Source organism: Mycobacterium sp. 2YAF39 (assembly GCF_052114565.1).
Classification (GTDB): Bacteria; Actinomycetota; Actinomycetes; order Mycobacteriales; family Mycobacteriaceae; genus Mycobacterium.
In genome coordinates, this window is record NZ_JBFREZ010000006.1 from 318,958 (window position 1) to 333,770 (window position 14,813).

A 14,813-nucleotide genomic window follows, 5' to 3' on the forward strand; every position below is an offset into this window, starting at 1 on the left:
CGCTACCGAGACCGGGTGACGCCGCAGCGCCGCGTGTAACCAAACGGGGCGATTCCGCGGAAATGTGTCACCGTTCGGCCCGGTCGCCCCTCTTACTCGCAATGACTGATCGGCCACGCGACGCGACGGCGACAGCCACACTTTGGGGAGTCGATGTGAAAACAAATGGGGCCGAGCACCCCGGTGCTGCCAGCCCCGCGACCGGGGGTGAGGTCGTGCCTGACGACGACGATGTCCGCTATGAGTCGGTGTTCCGTGCGACCTGGCGAGACCGGCAGTCGGCAGGCGCCCGCCCCGGCGAGCTGATCAAGAACCCGCGGTGGATCGATGCGGGACTCATCGCGCTGACCGTGCTGCTCGCCGGGGGCGCCGTCGCCGCGGCCACCATCACCGTCCAACAGACCACGGCGTTGCCCGCTGTTGTGCAGGGTGCGACCGTGACCGCGGACCGCACAGCAGGACCGTCGCCCGCCCCCGGCGCGACTGTGGGTTTCCGTGATGGAACCGGATCGACGGTTGACGCCGTGATCGTCGAGGTGACCGCCACCGACGTGACCGCCCGACTGGCGCAACCCACCCCGGCGTCCGCAGGCGAGCTTCTGGTTCCCGCCGAGCCCCAGCGGTTGATCGACGTGTTCCTGCCGAGGTTCTGGTGAGGCGGCGGCGCGCGATCCCGCACATCGCGCAGGCCGAGATGGCCGACTGCGGGGCCGCCGCGATGTGCATGGCGCTCGCCTATCACGGCCGCCACGTGTCACTGGCGGAGATGCACGAGGCCACCGGCACCGGGCGCGACGGCGTGGACGCGCTGCGGCTCGCCGAGGCAGCCACGTCGTATGGGCTGCGCGCGCGTGGCGTGGCCACCGAACTCGACGATCTGCACGCCCTGCCCCGCGGCACCGTATTGCATTGGGGCGCTGCACACTTCGTCGTCCTGGACTCGACGTCTCGTCGTGGTGTGACGATCGTCGACCCCGCCGCAGGCAAATACCAGGTCTCGTGGCAGGCGGTCAGCGATCTGTACAGCGGCGTCGCGATCATGCTGGAGCCCAGCGATTCGTTCGCCACCGGCGGACGCAAACCCCCTGGCGCGCTGCACCATGCGCGGCACCTGCTGACCCGCTCGAAGGGAATCAGCAAGGTGCTGGCCACCTCGGTGGTCGTCAGGCTGATGGCGTTGGCGGTGCCCATCCTCACCGGCGTGATCGTCGATCAGATCGTGCCAGCCGGCGACGACCGCCTACTGAAGATCGTCGCCGCGGTGATGGCCGCGCTGATCTGCTACTCGGCGCTGGCCACCTATCTGCGGGCCCACCTACTGCTGCGGTTGCGCAGCCGGCTCGACGTCGAGATGACCCTCGGCTTCCTCGAGCACCTGGTGGACCTCCCGTACTCGTTCTTCCTCAAACGCTCTTCCGGGGACCTGATGATGCGGCTGCGCAGCAACGCCACGGTCCGAGAGATCCTCACCAGCGGAACGATTGCCGCGATGCTCGACGGCGTGCTGGCCACCGCATATCTGTTGGTGATCTTCCTCCTGTCGCCGCAGCTGGGATTGCTTGTGGTCGCGCTCGGCGCCGCCCAGTGCATCGTTCTGCTGGCGGCCCGGCGACGCAATCAGCATCTGATGGGTGAGGCGCTGGCCACCGAAGCCCGCTCGCAGTCCTACGCCTACGAGATGTTCTCAGCGGTCGAAACCCTCAAGGCCGCAGGCGCCGAGCGGCGCGCGGTATCGCATTGGACGAACCTGTTCGTGGCAGAACTGAACGTCTCGTTGCGCCGCGGGCGCCTTTCGGCGACGGTCGAGACCGCGCTGCACGGACTGTCCCTGCTCTCCCCGATCGCGGTGCTGCTGTTCGGGGCCTACCTCGTCGGCAGTGGCCAGCTCTCGCTCGGCACCATGCTCGCTCTGGCCGCGTTGTCCACCGCGTTCTTGGAACCCCTCGGCATCCTTGTCGGAACCGTCCTGCAGATTCAGCTCCTCGGCAGCTACATGGCCCGCCTCGACGACGTGTTCAACACGCCGACCGAGACCGCCGGGCGCGAGTTGCGGCATCCACCTCGCCTCACCGGTGCGCTGCGCGCCGAGGGACTGCGCTTCCGCTACACGCCGCACGGCCCCCCGGCCATCGACGGTGTCGATCTCGACGTGCGCCCCGGGCAGGTCCTGGCCGTTGTCGGACGCTCGGGGTCGGGCAAATCCACATTGGGCCGGCTGCTGTTGGGTCTGTACACACCCGACGGTGGGCGGGTGCTGCTCGACGGGATCGACCTGGCCACGATGCACCCGCGAAGCGTGCGATCGCAGATCGGCGTGGTGACCCAGGACCCCTACATCTTCGGGCTGTCGATCAAGGAGAACCTCAGCCTCGGCGATCCGAGCCTTCCGCTCGAGCAACTCGAAGCCGCAGCGGAGCAGGCCTGCATCGCCGAGGACATCCGCGCGATGCCGATGGGATGGAACACGCCGCTCGTCGACGCAGGTGCCTCGCTGTCGGGTGGCCAGCGCCAGCGCCTGGCCCTTGCCCGCGCGCTCGCGACGCAGCCACGCCTGTTGCTGCTCGACGAGGCCACAAGCAATCTGGACACCGTCACCGAGGCCAAGGTGCATGCCAATATCGCCCGGCTCGGCTGCACCGTCGTGCTCGTCGCGCATCGTCTCGCGACGGTCGTCGATGCCGACTGCATCGTCGTGATGGACGCGGGCCACGTCGTCGAGGTCGGCAGCCATCGCGAACTCATGGCGGCAGGCGGGCATTACGCACAACTGGTCGCCGGCCAGCTCGTCGTCGGACCTGGGCGTTAGGAGACGCAATGAATGCCCCGCTGAACGCCAGTGGCTTCTTCGTGATGCGCGCCCCGCTGCTCCCGATGGAGGAACTGGACCGGCTGCGCAGTGATCCGCAGTACTGGCAGGTCCTCGCGCAGCGACCGGAGGTCCGTGAGGCGCTACACCTCGCGTCCCCCGGGCTCCTGGAGCGCCTGGCGGCCGGTGCAGCCGACGACCGGGTGGCGGCGTCCGTGACCGCATACCTGGTTCGGATGTGCACCCGCGCAACACCTTTCGGCCTGTTCGCAGGTTGCGCGCTGGGTGCGGTCGGCGATTCGACCGCATTGATGGTCGACGGCCCCGACGGCACCACGCGACACAGCAGACCCGACACCGAGGTGCTCGCCGGGCTCGTGGAACGGCTGCTGAAGGACCCGTCGGTACGACCGGCGATGGAGGTCGAGCCCAATTCCAGCCGCTACCACGCAGGCGGCGCGATGCGGCTCATCGAGAGCCGGTTGGGCAACGGCAGGCGCACCCACCATCTGGTCGTGATCGAGGACGACGAGCCATTGCGATGCGCACTGGACACGGCCGTCGGGGGGTGCTCGGTCGAGAAGGTCGCGCAGGCTGTCCAGGCCGTCGCAGGAGTCGAACAGGACGAAGCGCGCGACTACGTGGACGCCCTTGTCGATGCGCATGTTCTCACCCCGGTGGCCGAGCCCGCGGTCACCGGACCCGAGCCGCTGGCGCACGTGCTGTCGTCTCTGAGCGGTCCCGATCTGGCCGCGACGTCGCAGGCGCTGGAGCGGGTGTCCGAGGAACTCACCCGCTTGGATGCCGCGGGGCTCGGCAACTCACCGGCCGCCTACGAGGGTGTGGCGACCAGCCTGCTCGAGCTTGCCGGCGGTGGCGACAGTGCCCGGCTGGTGCAGGTCGATCTGCATCGCGACGGTTCGGGCCTGACGCTGGGTCCCGACGAGGTGGCGCTGCTCGCGAAGGGCGTGGATCTGCTCCACCGGGTGTCGGCCCAGGGCGAAGATCCGGCGTTGCGCCAATTCAAGGCGGACTTTGCGGCCCGCTATGAAGACCGCGAAATCCCTCTGATGGAGGCCCTCGACGAGGAGATGGGTGTCGGATACGACCGGTCGTCGCATCCGGCCGCGGACGAGTCCCCGCTGCTGGCCGGAATGGATCTGGGCGGGGTGGCGGGAATCTACGCATTCACCGCCCGCGACGCGACTCTGCTCGACCTCGTGATGCGTGCCCGGGACAGCGGCGCGCGCACTCTCGAACTCGACGCAGGCACCGTGGCTCGCCTCGCCACAGCGTCTCCGTCTCCGCTGCCCGACGCAATGGCCGTCTTCGCAAGCGTGCTGGACGACGGCATCGAAATACAAAGCGCCACTGGACCTTCGGGCGCCGAGCTATTGGGGCGCTTCTGCCACGGCGATGCTCGTCTGCACGACGCGGTGCGGGCGCATCTGCGTGCCGAGGAGGCGCATGCACCCGGCGTCGTATTCGCCGAGATCATCCACCTCCCCGAAGGACGCGTTGGCAATGTGCTGGCCCGGCCGGTGCTGCGCGATTACGAGCTGGTGCTACTGGGCCGTTCAGGGGCGCCTGCCGATCGCCAAATCAGCGTGGACGAGCTGACCCTGCGTCTCGAGGGCGATCGCGTGGTGCTCTACAGCCCCCGGCTTGGCGCCGAAGTCCGGCCCCGGCTGACCACCGCGCACAACCCGGCGTGGCGCGGGTTCGGTGTGTACCGATTCCTGGCCGCACTGCAGAACGACGGAGTGGCAGCAGGTCTCGCGTGGGAGTGGGGTGCTCTGTCGTCTGCACCGACCCTTCCGCGCGTCACAGCCGGCAAGCTGGTGCTGGCCCGGGCCCGCTGGCGCCTGTCGGCCGCCGAGATCAAGACGCTCACCGGATCCGACCCCGTCGCCGGCTGGGCGGCCCTGCGCGGCGAACGTGGTCTTCCCGCAGAGCTTCTGATCACCGACGGTGACAACCGCCTATACGTGGACACCGCCAGTCCCGCGCTGACCGCCACCGCGGCCAAGGTGCTGCGAGGGCGGTCGGCGGCAGTCCTCGAGGAGGTGCTGCCCAGCGCGGTGGCCACCGGTCCGCAGGGCCGCTTCGCCCATGAGCTGATCGTGCCCTTCATTCGCGGCGGCGAACCCGCGCCTGCCCCGCGGCCGTGGCGGAAACCGGATGCGCGGCGCAGCTTCGCGCCGGGCAGCGAATGGCTGTACCTCAAGGCCTACACCGGTACCGCCTCCGCGGACCGCATCCTCACCGACGCCGTCGGCCCTGTGATCACCCGGCTGCGCGACGCCGGAATCCTCGACCGCTGGTTCTTCCTGCGTTACGCCGACCCCGACCACCATCTCAGGCTCCGCCTGCACGGAGAGCCGGCCGCGCTTCGCGAACACGCACTGCCTGCGCTCACCGACGCGCTGACCGGCCACCTCGCCGACGGGACGGTATGGAAGGTGTCGACCGACACCTACGATCGCGAGGTCGAACGGTACGGCGGCGATGCCGGCATCGATCTTGCCGAGCAGATCCACGCGGCCGACAGCGACGCCGTGCTCGAGGTGCTCGGTCTGCTCGACGGCGACCTGTTCGGCGATGCGGCGCAGGACGCGCGCTGGAAACTGTGCCTCTACGCCACCGACCGACTGCTGGCAGACGCCGGACTCGACATGCAACAGCGCCGCGACTGGGCGAAGGGCGGTGCCGCGGGGTATCGGCCCGAGTATCCGAATGCGGCCAACCTCGATCCAGGCATCGGGACACGTTGGCGCAGTGAACGATCCGACGTCGCCGCACTGCTCGACGACGCCAGCGAACACCTCTTCGAGCCCGCCCGCCAAACGTTCCGTCGCCGCTCCGAGAGGCTCTCGCCCTTGCTCGCGGAGCTCTCGGACCGTTCGGGACGAGATGAACTGACACAGTCCTACAGCTCGCTGTTGCACAGCTTCAGCCATCTCAACGCCGTCCGGCTGCTGCGATCGGCGGCCCGCACCCATGAACTGATCCTGCTGAATTTCTTGGATCGCCACTACGCCAGCCAGATCGCCAGGACGGCGCGCCGCTGACATCTCGCATCCAAAAGTGTCCCCGCCCAGAGTTTGTCGGGTTCCTACCTCCAGATGCGTCCCACGGCGGTAAAGGCGGCGGTGGCGAGACCACCGGCGTCTCCAAGGCGACGAACCCCACCGTCAAGACGAAATAGTGAACTGGACGACGTAGCACGACCCGGAGAACTGCCAAGACAAAAGTGTCCCCGCAGAAGGTGTTCGGCGCTCATACCTATACAAGTTGCCCATCCGGGCAGCTACACAGGAGGGAAAACCAATGAACACCAACCGCAACAAACTGGCCCTACGCCGGCAGAGCATCCGCACCCTGACCGCCGATGAGCTGCGCATGGCCCACGGTGGCGAAGGCGGCAACGGCACCGGCGGCGGAAACGGAACAGGCACCGGCGGCGGCAAGACCACCAAGCACACCACAGTGCGCACGACGGGCACCCACCAGCCGACGCTGACGTCGACCGACCTGCCTCCGCAGACGGCCACGATCGGCTAGGCGACCCCGCAACGACTCACCCCCACGCACCGCCCCGCAACCGACAGCACCCGGTTGCGGGGCGGTGCTCTGCGTGGCGTCGGCGCACGCGAAAAAAGCATCGAAAATACCCGACGAAAAGCGTCCCCTCCCAACGAGTTTGGCGCTCTTACCTATGAGTCGGCCCACGAGGGCCGGCGATCACACCACGAGGAGAACACCAATGAACATCAACCGCAGCAAGCTGGCCCTCCGCAAGCAGAGCATCCGCACCCTGACCGCGGCTGAGATGAGCCTGGCCCAAGGCGGCAAGGGCAACGGCACCGGCAACGGCACCGGAACCGGCACGGGCAACGGCACCGGCACGGGAACGCACCGCACCAAGTAGTGAGCTGGGCGGCTGCACCCGACGTAGCCGGCCACGCACGACCCGACCGCCTCATCACCGACACCGGTGATGGGGCGGTCGGCGTTTGAGGCTTACCCCGCGGATAGGAAAACCTTCCTTGCCGGAAGCGGAATCTGGCGGCGGGGCGATTACGAGAGCCGCGCCGAAAACGCAGTCTTTACCCATGGCAACCACCACCCCGCCGATACGGCTCATCAGCGACGCGGAACTCGCCAGGGACGCCGCAGCCGGCGACCGGGTGGCGCTCGGCGCGATCTATCACCGCTACGCATCTCGGCTTCACGACTACTGCATGACGCTTGTACGCGATCACCACACCGCGGCCGACTGCGTGCAGGACGTCTTCTGCATCGCGGCGGCAGAACTGCCGAAGCTGCGTGAGCCGGACAAGCTGCGGCCGTGGCTCTACGCCATCGCCCGTAGCGCGGCACTGCGCACCCTGCAGGACCGGCGCCGCGAATCCGCCTTCGACGAGGTACCCGACGCTGTGTCCGTCGGTCCGGGGCCGTTCACTCAGACCGCGCGCAATGAGCTGGCCGCGCTGGTGATGGCCGCTGCCCAGGGACTATCCGACCGCGATCGCGACGTACTGGAACTGGCCTACCGCCGCGACCTGGCCGGACCCGAGCTCGCGGACGCGCTGGGTGTCAGCCACGACTGCGCCAAGAAACTCCTGCAGCGGCTGCGCCAGACCTTCGAGCGCTCGTTGGGGGCGCTCATGGTGGCACGGCGGGCCGCCCATCACGGCTGCCCTGACCTCGCCGCCGCGCTGTCCGGCTGGGACGGACAGTTCACCGTACTGGTCCGCAAACGCGTTGCGCGCCATATCGAGTCATGCCCGACATGCGACGGCTATCGCTACAGCCTCGTCAGCTCCGTGGCCATGGTCGGCAGCGCGGTCGTCAAGAAGCTGTCGTAGATAGGGATCAGTCCTTCAACAACGACTCGGTGGCCGAAAGCAACGCACACGTCGCCAGGCCGTCCATCGCCTCGCGCAACTCGGGCAGGGGCGGAAACGACGGCGCGATCCGGATGTTCTTGTCTTCCGGGTCTTTTCGGTACGGGAAGGTCGCTCCGGCCTCGGTCACCGCGATTCCGGCGTCCTTCGCCAGCGCGATGGTGCGGCGCGCGGTACCGGGCAGCACGTCCAGGCTCACGAAGTAGCCGCCCTTGGGCTCGGTCCACGATGCGATCTTCGACTCGCCCAGCCGGTCGGAAAGGATCTCCAAGACGGTGGCGAACTTGGGGGCCAGCAGTTCCTGATGACGCTGCATCTGAAGGCGCACGCCGTCGGCGTCACCGAAGAACTTCAGGTGCCGAAGCTGGTTGACCTTGTCGGGCCCGATCGACTTCTTACCGGCGTACTGCAGATACCAGGCGATGTTGCCAAGTGAGCCGCCGAAGAAGCTGACCCCCGCACCGGCGAAAGTGATCTTCGATGTCGACGCGAACACCAACGGCCGGTTCGGGTTGCCCGCGGCTTCGGCCAGGCCAAGGACGTCGATGTTGGCCTCGAAATCGTGGCTCAGCGTGTGCACCGCGTAGGCGTTGTCCCACATCAACCGGAAATCGTTGGCAGCGGTTCGCATTTGAACAAGCCGCCGCACCTTCTCCCACGAGTAGGTCACGCCGGTCGGGTTCGAGTACACCGGCACACACCACATGCCCTTGATGGCCGGATCGACTGCAACGAGTTCCTCGATGAGGTCGACGTCGGGACCGTCCTCGTGCATCGGCACGGTGATCATCTCGATGCCGAGGGTCTCGGTGATCGCGAAGTGCCGGTCGTACCCCGGCGCCGGGCAGAGGAACTTCACCGCGGGTTCGGCCGCCCACGGCCGCGGGGAATCGACACCGCCGTGCAGCATCGTGAAGGTCACAACGTCGTGCATGAACTCCAGGCTGGCGTTGTTGCCCGCGATCAGATTGGGCACACCGATGCCGAGCAGCTCGCCGAAGATGGCCCGGAGTTCAGGCAACCCGTGCAGTCCGCCGTAGTTGCGGGTGTCGGTGCCGTCGGCGTCTTTGAAGACGTCCTTGCCCGGGAGCTCCAGCAGCGCGTTGGACAGATCCAGCTGGGCGGCGGACGGCTTTCCTCGCGTCAGGTCGAGCTTGAGGCCCTTCGCCTGAAGGTCGGCGTAGTTGCCCTTTTGCAACTCGTGCTGTGCGCGGAGTTCCTCAGGACCGAGCGACTGAAACGACACGAGGCGCCTTTCACTGGGAGGCGGTGAAATACGAGGGGACCCCGCGCACCCGCCAGAGCCCATTGACCCTTGCTGCCTTCCGGCCCTGGGGGAGTTCACAGGATAGACGCCGCGCGGGGTCCAGAACGGAGTCTAGTACCCGGGTTCGGAGGGCAACGGAGCGCTGGGGGCACCCCCAGCCCGAAGGGCGAGGGGGACGACCCGGGAAGCTGCCCAGGTGCAACTCGACGGGCGCATCAGGGTGGTCGGCTACCATGACCGGCGGAGGATTCGCCTAGTGGCCTATGGCGCTCGCCTGGAACGCGGGTTGGGTTAATAGCCCTCAGGGGTTCAAATCCCCTATCCTCCGCACCCGGACCGAGGTGCGACTACATCACGACTTACCTGGTCGCACCTCGGGCCACCCAACCTCAAGGAGGAGCATGCGGCGCTGGGTCGCGGTCTTGTGGCACGCGTCGTTCTCTGGTGTCGCGGCGGCCCTCTATTTCGCCTTCGTCCTGCCTCGCTGGTGGGAGCTGATGGGCGTCACATCGCACACCCTCGGCACGGTGATGCGGATCGTCGCGGGCGCCCTGATCGGCCTGGCTGCGCTGCCGGTGGTCTTCACGCTGTTGCGCACCCGTCGGCCGGAGTTCCGCACGCCGCTGCTGGCCCTGCGGCTACGGACGGCGTCGATCGTGCTGCACGTCCTTGCGGGGCTGGTGATCATCGGCACCGCGATCAGCGAGATCTGGTTGTCGCTGGACAACGTCGGCCAGTGGCTGTTCGGCCTCTACGGTGCAGCCGCCGCGCTCGCGTTGCTCGGGATCTTCGCCTTCTACCTCGCCGATGTCGCCGAACTGCCGCCACCGGCGCCGAAACCGCTGAAGCCCAAGAAGGCCAAGCAGCGGCGCGGCCGCCGCGACAAGCACGACGAGGACACCTCAGACATCTCGGACATCTCAGACGACGCGGAGGCCGCCGAAGACGACGAGGCCGACGCCACCGAGGACAAGCCGTCCGAGGTCGCAGTCGAGGCCACCGAGCCCGAATCGTCGGCCACTGAGGCTGAGTCGGCGGCCACAGAAGCCGATGCGGCAGAGCTCGAGACCACGAAGACCAACGGCAAATCGCCTGATAGCGGTACGTCCGAGAAGGTCGAGCCGACGCGTCGTCGCCGCAGGCGTCTTCGCGGCGGTGTCGCGGTCGAGGATTAGAAACAAATTCTTTCGGGCAAGATGGGCTGATGCGCATATCCCAGATGCGTCGCTCGCTGGCGGCGCTGTTGACCGCGTTTGTCGCGGTCCTGGCGCTGGTCGCGCCGGTGAACCCGGCAATATCGACGGCTCAGCCCGCCGACCCGGTCGCCGCGGCGAGCCAGGTCGAGCCGGCCATCGCCCGCATCGACACCGAGATCCACTATCAGAACGCGATCGGAAACGGCACGGGCATCGTGCTCGACCCGGGTGGTCAGGTGATGACCAACTTCCACGTGGTGTCGGGCGCCGACCGCATCACCGCGACTGTGGGCGGCCAATCGTTCCCCGCGACCCTCGTCGGTTACGACCGTCGGCGCGACATCGCCGTGCTGCAACTGCTGGGCGCCGGCGGGCTGCCGGCAGCGCCGATAGGTGACTCCAACACCCTGGTGCAAGGCGAGCCCGTCGTTGCTCTCGGCAACGCGCAGGGCAGCGACGCACCGCTGACCCAGGAGGTCGGCACCATCAGCGCGTTCGGCCGCACCGTCACCGCCCAGGACGAGCTCACCGGCAGCGAGGACGAAATCACCGGCCTGATCGAGTTCGCCGCCCCGGTGGTTGCAGGAGACTCGGGGGGTCCGGTCGTGAACGGCGCCGGACAGGTCGTCGGAGTCACGACCGCGGCATCGGTGAACTTCCGAATGGGTCCGGGCGGCAAGGGTTTCGCCATCCCGATCAACGACGCGATCGCCACCGCCAATCAGATCCGCTCCGGAGCGGCGTCGGACACGGTGCACATCGGACCACCGGTGCTGCTCGGCGTCGGGGTCCGCACCGCTCCGAGGGACGAGCCGGGCGTGCTCGTCGCCGACGTTCTGCAAGGCGGCGCCGCCGAACAAGCCGGACTCGTGAGCGGTGACATTCTCACAACGCTCGACGGCACGCCGCTTGATAGCGCCACCACCCTGACGTACGTCCTGGACCGCCATTACCCCGGCGACGTCATCGATCTGACGTGGATCGACGGCGGCGGGGTCCAGCGCACCGGAAAAGTCGCGCTCACTCCGCTGTGAGAATCTGATCCAGCCCGGCGATCACCACGTCGAGTTCGAACTCGAACTGGGTTTCGGCGTCGCGCTCGGTCGGTTGCGCCGATGCGAGCACCCGACGCAGCGCCGGATAGGTGTCGTCCGGCTCCCGCAACAGCGCCTCGGTCGTTTCCGCACGGTGGCGGTGCTCGCCGGTCGCGGTCTGCGCGACGACGGTCTGCGCGGCCGATTGCGCGATGTTGGATGCAGCCGTGAGACCGTGCCGCGCGCTGTCGGGATCGAGGCCGGCCGTCAACAGCGCGTACAGGACGCGGTCGGCCAGCGCCAGCGCCGCCGACGTGCTGAGTCCGCGTAGCTGTGTGAAGTCCGTCGCGTGATCGGCCCCGCCGCTTCCGACGCCGACCTTGATCAGGCCGTCGCGGTAGGCCACCGCGTACGCCCGCAGCGTGGCTCGCCAGTCATCGCCGGTGGGCAGTTCGACGGGCGCGAGTTCGGACTCGAACTGATCGAGGACCATCAGCGTGAGCAGACCTGCCCGGTCGCCGACGTAGTAATGCAGCGCTTTGCGGCTCACACCGAGCGCATTGGCGACGGCCTGCATAGTCAGGTCGCCTGCGGCCACACTGCGTGCCGCGTCGACGATCTGATCGCGGTTGATCCGCGGTGGACGCCCCCGTGTTCGCCCGCTCATCATGGTCACTTTAGGCGATTTTTCACCGGTCGGTAAAAAAGCCTTCCGTGACGCGGCACCGTTCCCTATGCTGAGCGCGTGCCAAACACCCCTTACCGGGTCGTCCAGTGGACGACGGGAAATGTCGGAAAAAGCTCGGTCGAGGCGATCGCCAAGAATCCGAACTACGAACTGGTCGGCCTCTACGCGTGGTCGAAAGACAAATCCGGCCGCGACGCCGGCGAGCTGGCCGGTATCGAGCCGTTGGGCGTGAAGGCCACCAACGACGTGGACGCGCTTCTCGCGCTCAAGCCCGACGCCGTGGTCTACAACCCGATGTGGATCGACGTCGACGAGCTCGTCCGCATCCTCGAGGCGGGCGTTAACGTCGTCGCGTCGGCGTCCTTCATCACCGGACACAACCTCGGCGACGGCCGGGACAAGCTCGAAGAGGCATGCCAGCGCGGCGGGTCGACGCTGTTCGGTTCGGGCGTCAGCCCGGGTTTCGCCGAACTGCTCGCCATCGTGGCGGCGACGTCGTGCGACCGGGTCGACAAGCTCATCATCGCCGAGTCCGCCGACACCACCCTCTACGACTCCCCCGACACCGAGCGGCCCGCGGGCTTCGGCATGGCCATCGACGATCCGGACCTACAGCCGATGATGTCCAAGGGCACGGCGGTGTTCGCCGAGGCCGTGCAACTGGTCGCCGACGCTCTCGGCGTCGAGTTGGACGAAATCAAGTGCGTGGCCGAATACGCCCAGACCACAGAGGATCTGGTGATGGCCTCGTGGACCATCCCGGCCGGCCATGTCGCGGGTTGCTTCGCGAGCTGGCAGGGCATCGTCAACGGCAAGACCGTCATCGACATCAACGTGCGGTGGAAGAAGGGCCAGACGCTGGAACCGGATTGGCAGATCGACGGCGACGGCTGGAAGATCACGATCGAGGGTCGTCCGACGGTCAACATGACTGTCGGTTTCCTGCCGCCGCAGGACATGATCGAGAACGCCAAGACGATCGAGGACTTCTTCGTGCTCGGCCACATCATGACGGCGATGCCGCCGATCCATGCGATTCCAGAGGTCGTGGCGGCGGCACCGGGGATCGCGACCTACAACGACCTACCGCTGCCACGGGCACGCGGCATCGTCCCGACGGGCTAGCGTCGTCCTGCGACCTTCTTCGGAGCCGACTCCCGGTAGCGCGCACCGTATTTCGGAACCACGGTGGGCTCGGCCCGTCGCGCGGCTGTGATGGCGTTGCGCAGCGGGCGGGCGATGCCTGCGAACGAGCCCATGTCGAAGAGCATCGGCGTGAGCAGCCGGTTGTGGACGAAGGCGAACGCACTGCCGGTCGCCGGATCGGCCCAGCCGAGTGTTCCGCCGAGGCCGATGTGGCCAAACCCCTTGAGCAGACCGGGAATCGGCGATTCGTGGTAGCCGAGGTGAAACGGCATCGGCACACCCATGTTCAGATCGGGCCACGGTTTCGGATTTCCGATGAGACCCTGCGTCAGCTCCTCGGACAGTAGCTGGACGTCGTCGATGCTGCCACCGTTGGCGATCGCGGCATACATTCTGGCCAGTCCACGCGCCGTCACCACGCCGTTGGCCGCGGGAACCTCTGCGTCGAGGAACGGGATATCGCCCTGTACAAGGGATTTGATGCCGGGAAAATACATCGCGCCGAGCGCACCCGACAGCGGCAACCCGGCCACCTTCGGCGCCACGAAGTCGAACACCGGATTCGCGCGGGTGCCCTGCGGAGCCAGGATCTGCGCGACCTTGGTCGGAGACCCGGCAGGTGGACGACCGAGATGCAGGCCGTCGGTGTTCAGCGGCTGCGCAACTTCGACCCGGATGAGGTCACGCATGCCCGACCCCGTGACGGAGCGGGCGAGCCCGGACAGAATCCATCCGTACGTCAGAGCGTGGTAGGCCTGCTTGCCGCGGAGGTGATCGACCGGTGCGGCGGCGAGCCGCTCTTCCATGAGTAGGTGGTCGAGCAGTTCGTCCTTGGTCACGCCCTTGAGATGCGCCAGCCCGGACCGGTGCCGCAGTACGTCGCGCACGGTGATGTCGTCCTTGCCGCTGGCGCCGAATTCGGGCCAGTACCGTGCGACGGGCTCGTCATAGGACAGCAGGCCGCGATCGACGAGGCGGTGGATGACCATGGCCGCGATCCCTTTGGTCGCGGAGAACACCATTGCCCCGGTGTCTGCCGTCCACGCCTGCTCGCCCAACCTGTCGGACCACCCGGTCCACACATCGACAACGGGTCTGCCGTCGATGTAGACGGCCAGCGCGCCACCGCCGAACCGCCGGCCAGGAAACAGTCCGGCGAAGATCCGCACGACGTTTCCGAAGCGGGGGTCAGCGGCGCCCTGGACGTCGCGCGGCAAACCTTCCTCGGCCCGCAGAAGTGACGCCTTCGTCATAGAGCCAACAATGATCCCGCGCCCGCCGCTGTGGGCCCGGAACCGCGATATTCAGCCGGTCACGCTCATGACAGTGGCCGTCAGCTGAGCTCCTGGCGGCCCTTCAAGTACGACGTCCTGCATGATCTGCGCCTGATCCTTCTGCACGGTGAACTCGCCCGGCTGCGGTGCGTTGCCGCCCACGACCTCGTAGGACACCTTGAACGGTGTCTCCGGCAAAGGATGCAGGCCAATGTATTTCGGCGCGATCGTGTACGTGTAGGTGCACGGGCCTTCGGGGACACAGGTCTGATTGGTGACCGTCACCCCCACCGTGAACTCGACAGGTGTCGGGACCTTCGGCGGCGGGGGCGCCAGCGTCGTGCGCGGTGCCGCGGTCCGCTCCGACGGTTTCGGCGCGATGAAGCCGCCATAGATCATCATGGCCGCGACACCGACACCACTGGCGACGATGGCGAAGAGTGCGAGAACCGCAGACCATTTCCGGACGGACGACGAAAGCCGCATGCCCCT

At 67.4% G+C, this 14,813-nt stretch carries 13 protein-coding genes, 1 tRNA gene and 1 other RNA gene; 10 read left to right on the forward strand and 5 right to left on the reverse strand.

The genetic code is table 11. From position 1 onward, the window contains the following. The first annotated feature begins 155 nt into the window (after positions 1–155). The 6 genes from AB4Z42_RS19285 (at position 156) to AB4Z42_RS19310 (ending at position 7,677) form a co-directional block, all read left to right on the forward strand. The gene (locus AB4Z42_RS19285; RefSeq protein ID WP_442010807.1) at positions 156–656 is read left to right on the forward strand and encodes a hypothetical protein; all 501 of its coding nucleotides are present in this window, start codon (positions 156–158) and stop codon (positions 654–656) included. After that, complete coding sequence (locus tag AB4Z42_RS19290; protein WP_442010808.1) at positions 653–2,806, forward strand: peptidase domain-containing ABC transporter; 2,154 nt, start codon at positions 653–655, stop codon at positions 2,804–2,806. The genes AB4Z42_RS19285 and AB4Z42_RS19290 overlap by 4 nt, the downstream gene beginning before the upstream one ends. An 8-nt stretch (positions 2,807–2,814) precedes the next feature. Then, positions 2,815–5,877, forward strand: a complete 3,063-nt coding sequence (locus tag AB4Z42_RS19295; RefSeq protein ID WP_442010809.1) for a lantibiotic dehydratase — start codon at positions 2,815–2,817, stop codon at positions 5,875–5,877. A 259-nt stretch (positions 5,878–6,136) separates the two neighbouring features. Then, positions 6,137–6,370 (forward strand): hypothetical protein, encoded by a 234-nt coding sequence (locus tag AB4Z42_RS19300; RefSeq protein ID WP_442010810.1) that lies wholly within the window; start codon positions 6,137–6,139, stop codon positions 6,368–6,370. A gap of 202 nt (positions 6,371–6,572) precedes the next feature. Further along, complete coding sequence (locus tag AB4Z42_RS19305) at positions 6,573–6,737, forward strand: hypothetical protein (protein ID WP_442010811.1); 165 nt, start codon at positions 6,573–6,575, stop codon at positions 6,735–6,737. A 184-nt stretch (positions 6,738–6,921) separates the two neighbouring features. Further along, on the forward strand, positions 6,922–7,677 hold the full coding sequence (locus tag AB4Z42_RS19310) for an RNA polymerase sigma factor (protein ID WP_442010812.1): 756 nt from the start codon (positions 6,922–6,924) through the stop codon (positions 7,675–7,677). Between the two features lie 7 nt (positions 7,678–7,684). Here the strand turns inward: AB4Z42_RS19310 and AB4Z42_RS19315 are convergent, their stop codons facing one another. Together AB4Z42_RS19315 and ffs are read right to left on the reverse strand one after the other, a co-directional pair. Beyond that, on the reverse strand, positions 7,685–8,962 hold the full coding sequence (locus AB4Z42_RS19315) for an aminotransferase class I/II-fold pyridoxal phosphate-dependent enzyme (RefSeq protein ID WP_442010813.1): 1,278 nt from the start codon (positions 8,960–8,962) through the stop codon (positions 7,685–7,687). 29 nt (positions 8,963–8,991) lie between these two features. Beyond that, an RNA gene (ffs, locus tag AB4Z42_RS19320) (signal recognition particle sRNA small type) lies at positions 8,992–9,088 on the reverse strand. A gap of 137 nt (positions 9,089–9,225) precedes the next feature. On the opposite strand from ffs, the gene AB4Z42_RS19325 reads away from it, so the two are divergent. The 3 genes from AB4Z42_RS19325 (at position 9,226) to AB4Z42_RS19335 (ending at position 11,213) form a co-directional block, all read left to right on the forward strand. Continuing rightward, positions 9,226–9,311, forward strand: a tRNA-Ser gene (locus tag AB4Z42_RS19325). 73 nt (positions 9,312–9,384) lie between these two features. Continuing rightward, complete coding sequence (locus AB4Z42_RS19330) at positions 9,385–10,158, forward strand: hypothetical protein (protein WP_442010814.1); 774 nt, start codon at positions 9,385–9,387, stop codon at positions 10,156–10,158. A gap of 29 nt (positions 10,159–10,187) precedes the next feature. Beyond that, entirely contained in the window at positions 10,188–11,213 is a 1,026-nt protein-coding gene (locus AB4Z42_RS19335; protein WP_442010815.1) for a S1C family serine protease, read from the forward strand. Here the strand turns inward: AB4Z42_RS19335 and AB4Z42_RS19340 are convergent. Then, complete coding sequence (locus AB4Z42_RS19340) at positions 11,200–11,880, reverse strand: TetR/AcrR family transcriptional regulator C-terminal domain-containing protein (protein WP_442010816.1); 681 nt, start codon at positions 11,878–11,880, stop codon at positions 11,200–11,202. The two genes, AB4Z42_RS19335 and AB4Z42_RS19340, sit on opposite strands and share 14 nt — an antisense overlap. A 78-nt stretch (positions 11,881–11,958) precedes the next feature. On the opposite strand from AB4Z42_RS19340, the gene AB4Z42_RS19345 reads away from it, so the two are divergent. Further along, complete coding sequence (locus tag AB4Z42_RS19345; protein WP_442010817.1) at positions 11,959–13,026, forward strand: NAD(P)H-dependent amine dehydrogenase family protein; 1,068 nt, start codon at positions 11,959–11,961, stop codon at positions 13,024–13,026. Here AB4Z42_RS19345 and AB4Z42_RS19350 read toward each other — a convergent pair. Next, positions 13,023–14,300, reverse strand: coding sequence for a serine hydrolase domain-containing protein (locus AB4Z42_RS19350; RefSeq protein ID WP_442010818.1), 1,278 nt, complete (start codon positions 14,298–14,300; stop codon positions 13,023–13,025). The two genes, AB4Z42_RS19345 and AB4Z42_RS19350, sit on opposite strands and share 4 nt — an antisense overlap. A gap of 51 nt (positions 14,301–14,351) precedes the next feature. After that, entirely contained in the window at positions 14,352–14,807 is a 456-nt protein-coding gene (locus tag AB4Z42_RS19355) for a hypothetical protein (RefSeq protein ID WP_442010819.1), read from the reverse strand. Positions 14,808–14,813: the final 6 nt, after the last annotated feature.

What these genes read in the sequence shown, in the direction of transcription:
- AB4Z42_RS19300 (WP_442010810.1), top strand. Translation starts at nt 6,137, where the DNA reads ATGAACACCAACCGCAACAAACTGGCCCTACGCCGGCAGAGCATCCGC.
- AB4Z42_RS19350 (WP_442010818.1), bottom strand. Translation starts at nt 14,300, where the DNA reads ATGACGAAGGCGTCACTTCTGCGGGCCGAGGAAGGTTTGCCGCGCGAC.
- AB4Z42_RS19305 (WP_442010811.1), top strand. Translation starts at nt 6,573, where the DNA reads ATGAACATCAACCGCAGCAAGCTGGCCCTCCGCAAGCAGAGCATCCGC.
- AB4Z42_RS19340 (WP_442010816.1), bottom strand. Translation starts at nt 11,880, where the DNA reads ATGAGCGGGCGAACACGGGGGCGTCCACCGCGGATCAACCGCGATCAG.
- AB4Z42_RS19310 (WP_442010812.1), top strand. Translation starts at nt 6,922, where the DNA reads ATGGCAACCACCACCCCGCCGATACGGCTCATCAGCGACGCGGAACTC.
- AB4Z42_RS19330 (WP_442010814.1), top strand. Translation starts at nt 9,385, where the DNA reads ATGCGGCGCTGGGTCGCGGTCTTGTGGCACGCGTCGTTCTCTGGTGTC.
- AB4Z42_RS19355 (WP_442010819.1), bottom strand. Translation starts at nt 14,807, where the DNA reads ATGCGGCTTTCGTCGTCCGTCCGGAAATGGTCTGCGGTTCTCGCACTC.
- AB4Z42_RS19295 (WP_442010809.1), top strand. Translation starts at nt 2,815, where the DNA reads ATGAATGCCCCGCTGAACGCCAGTGGCTTCTTCGTGATGCGCGCCCCG.
- AB4Z42_RS19335 (WP_442010815.1), top strand. Translation starts at nt 10,188, where the DNA reads ATGCGCATATCCCAGATGCGTCGCTCGCTGGCGGCGCTGTTGACCGCG.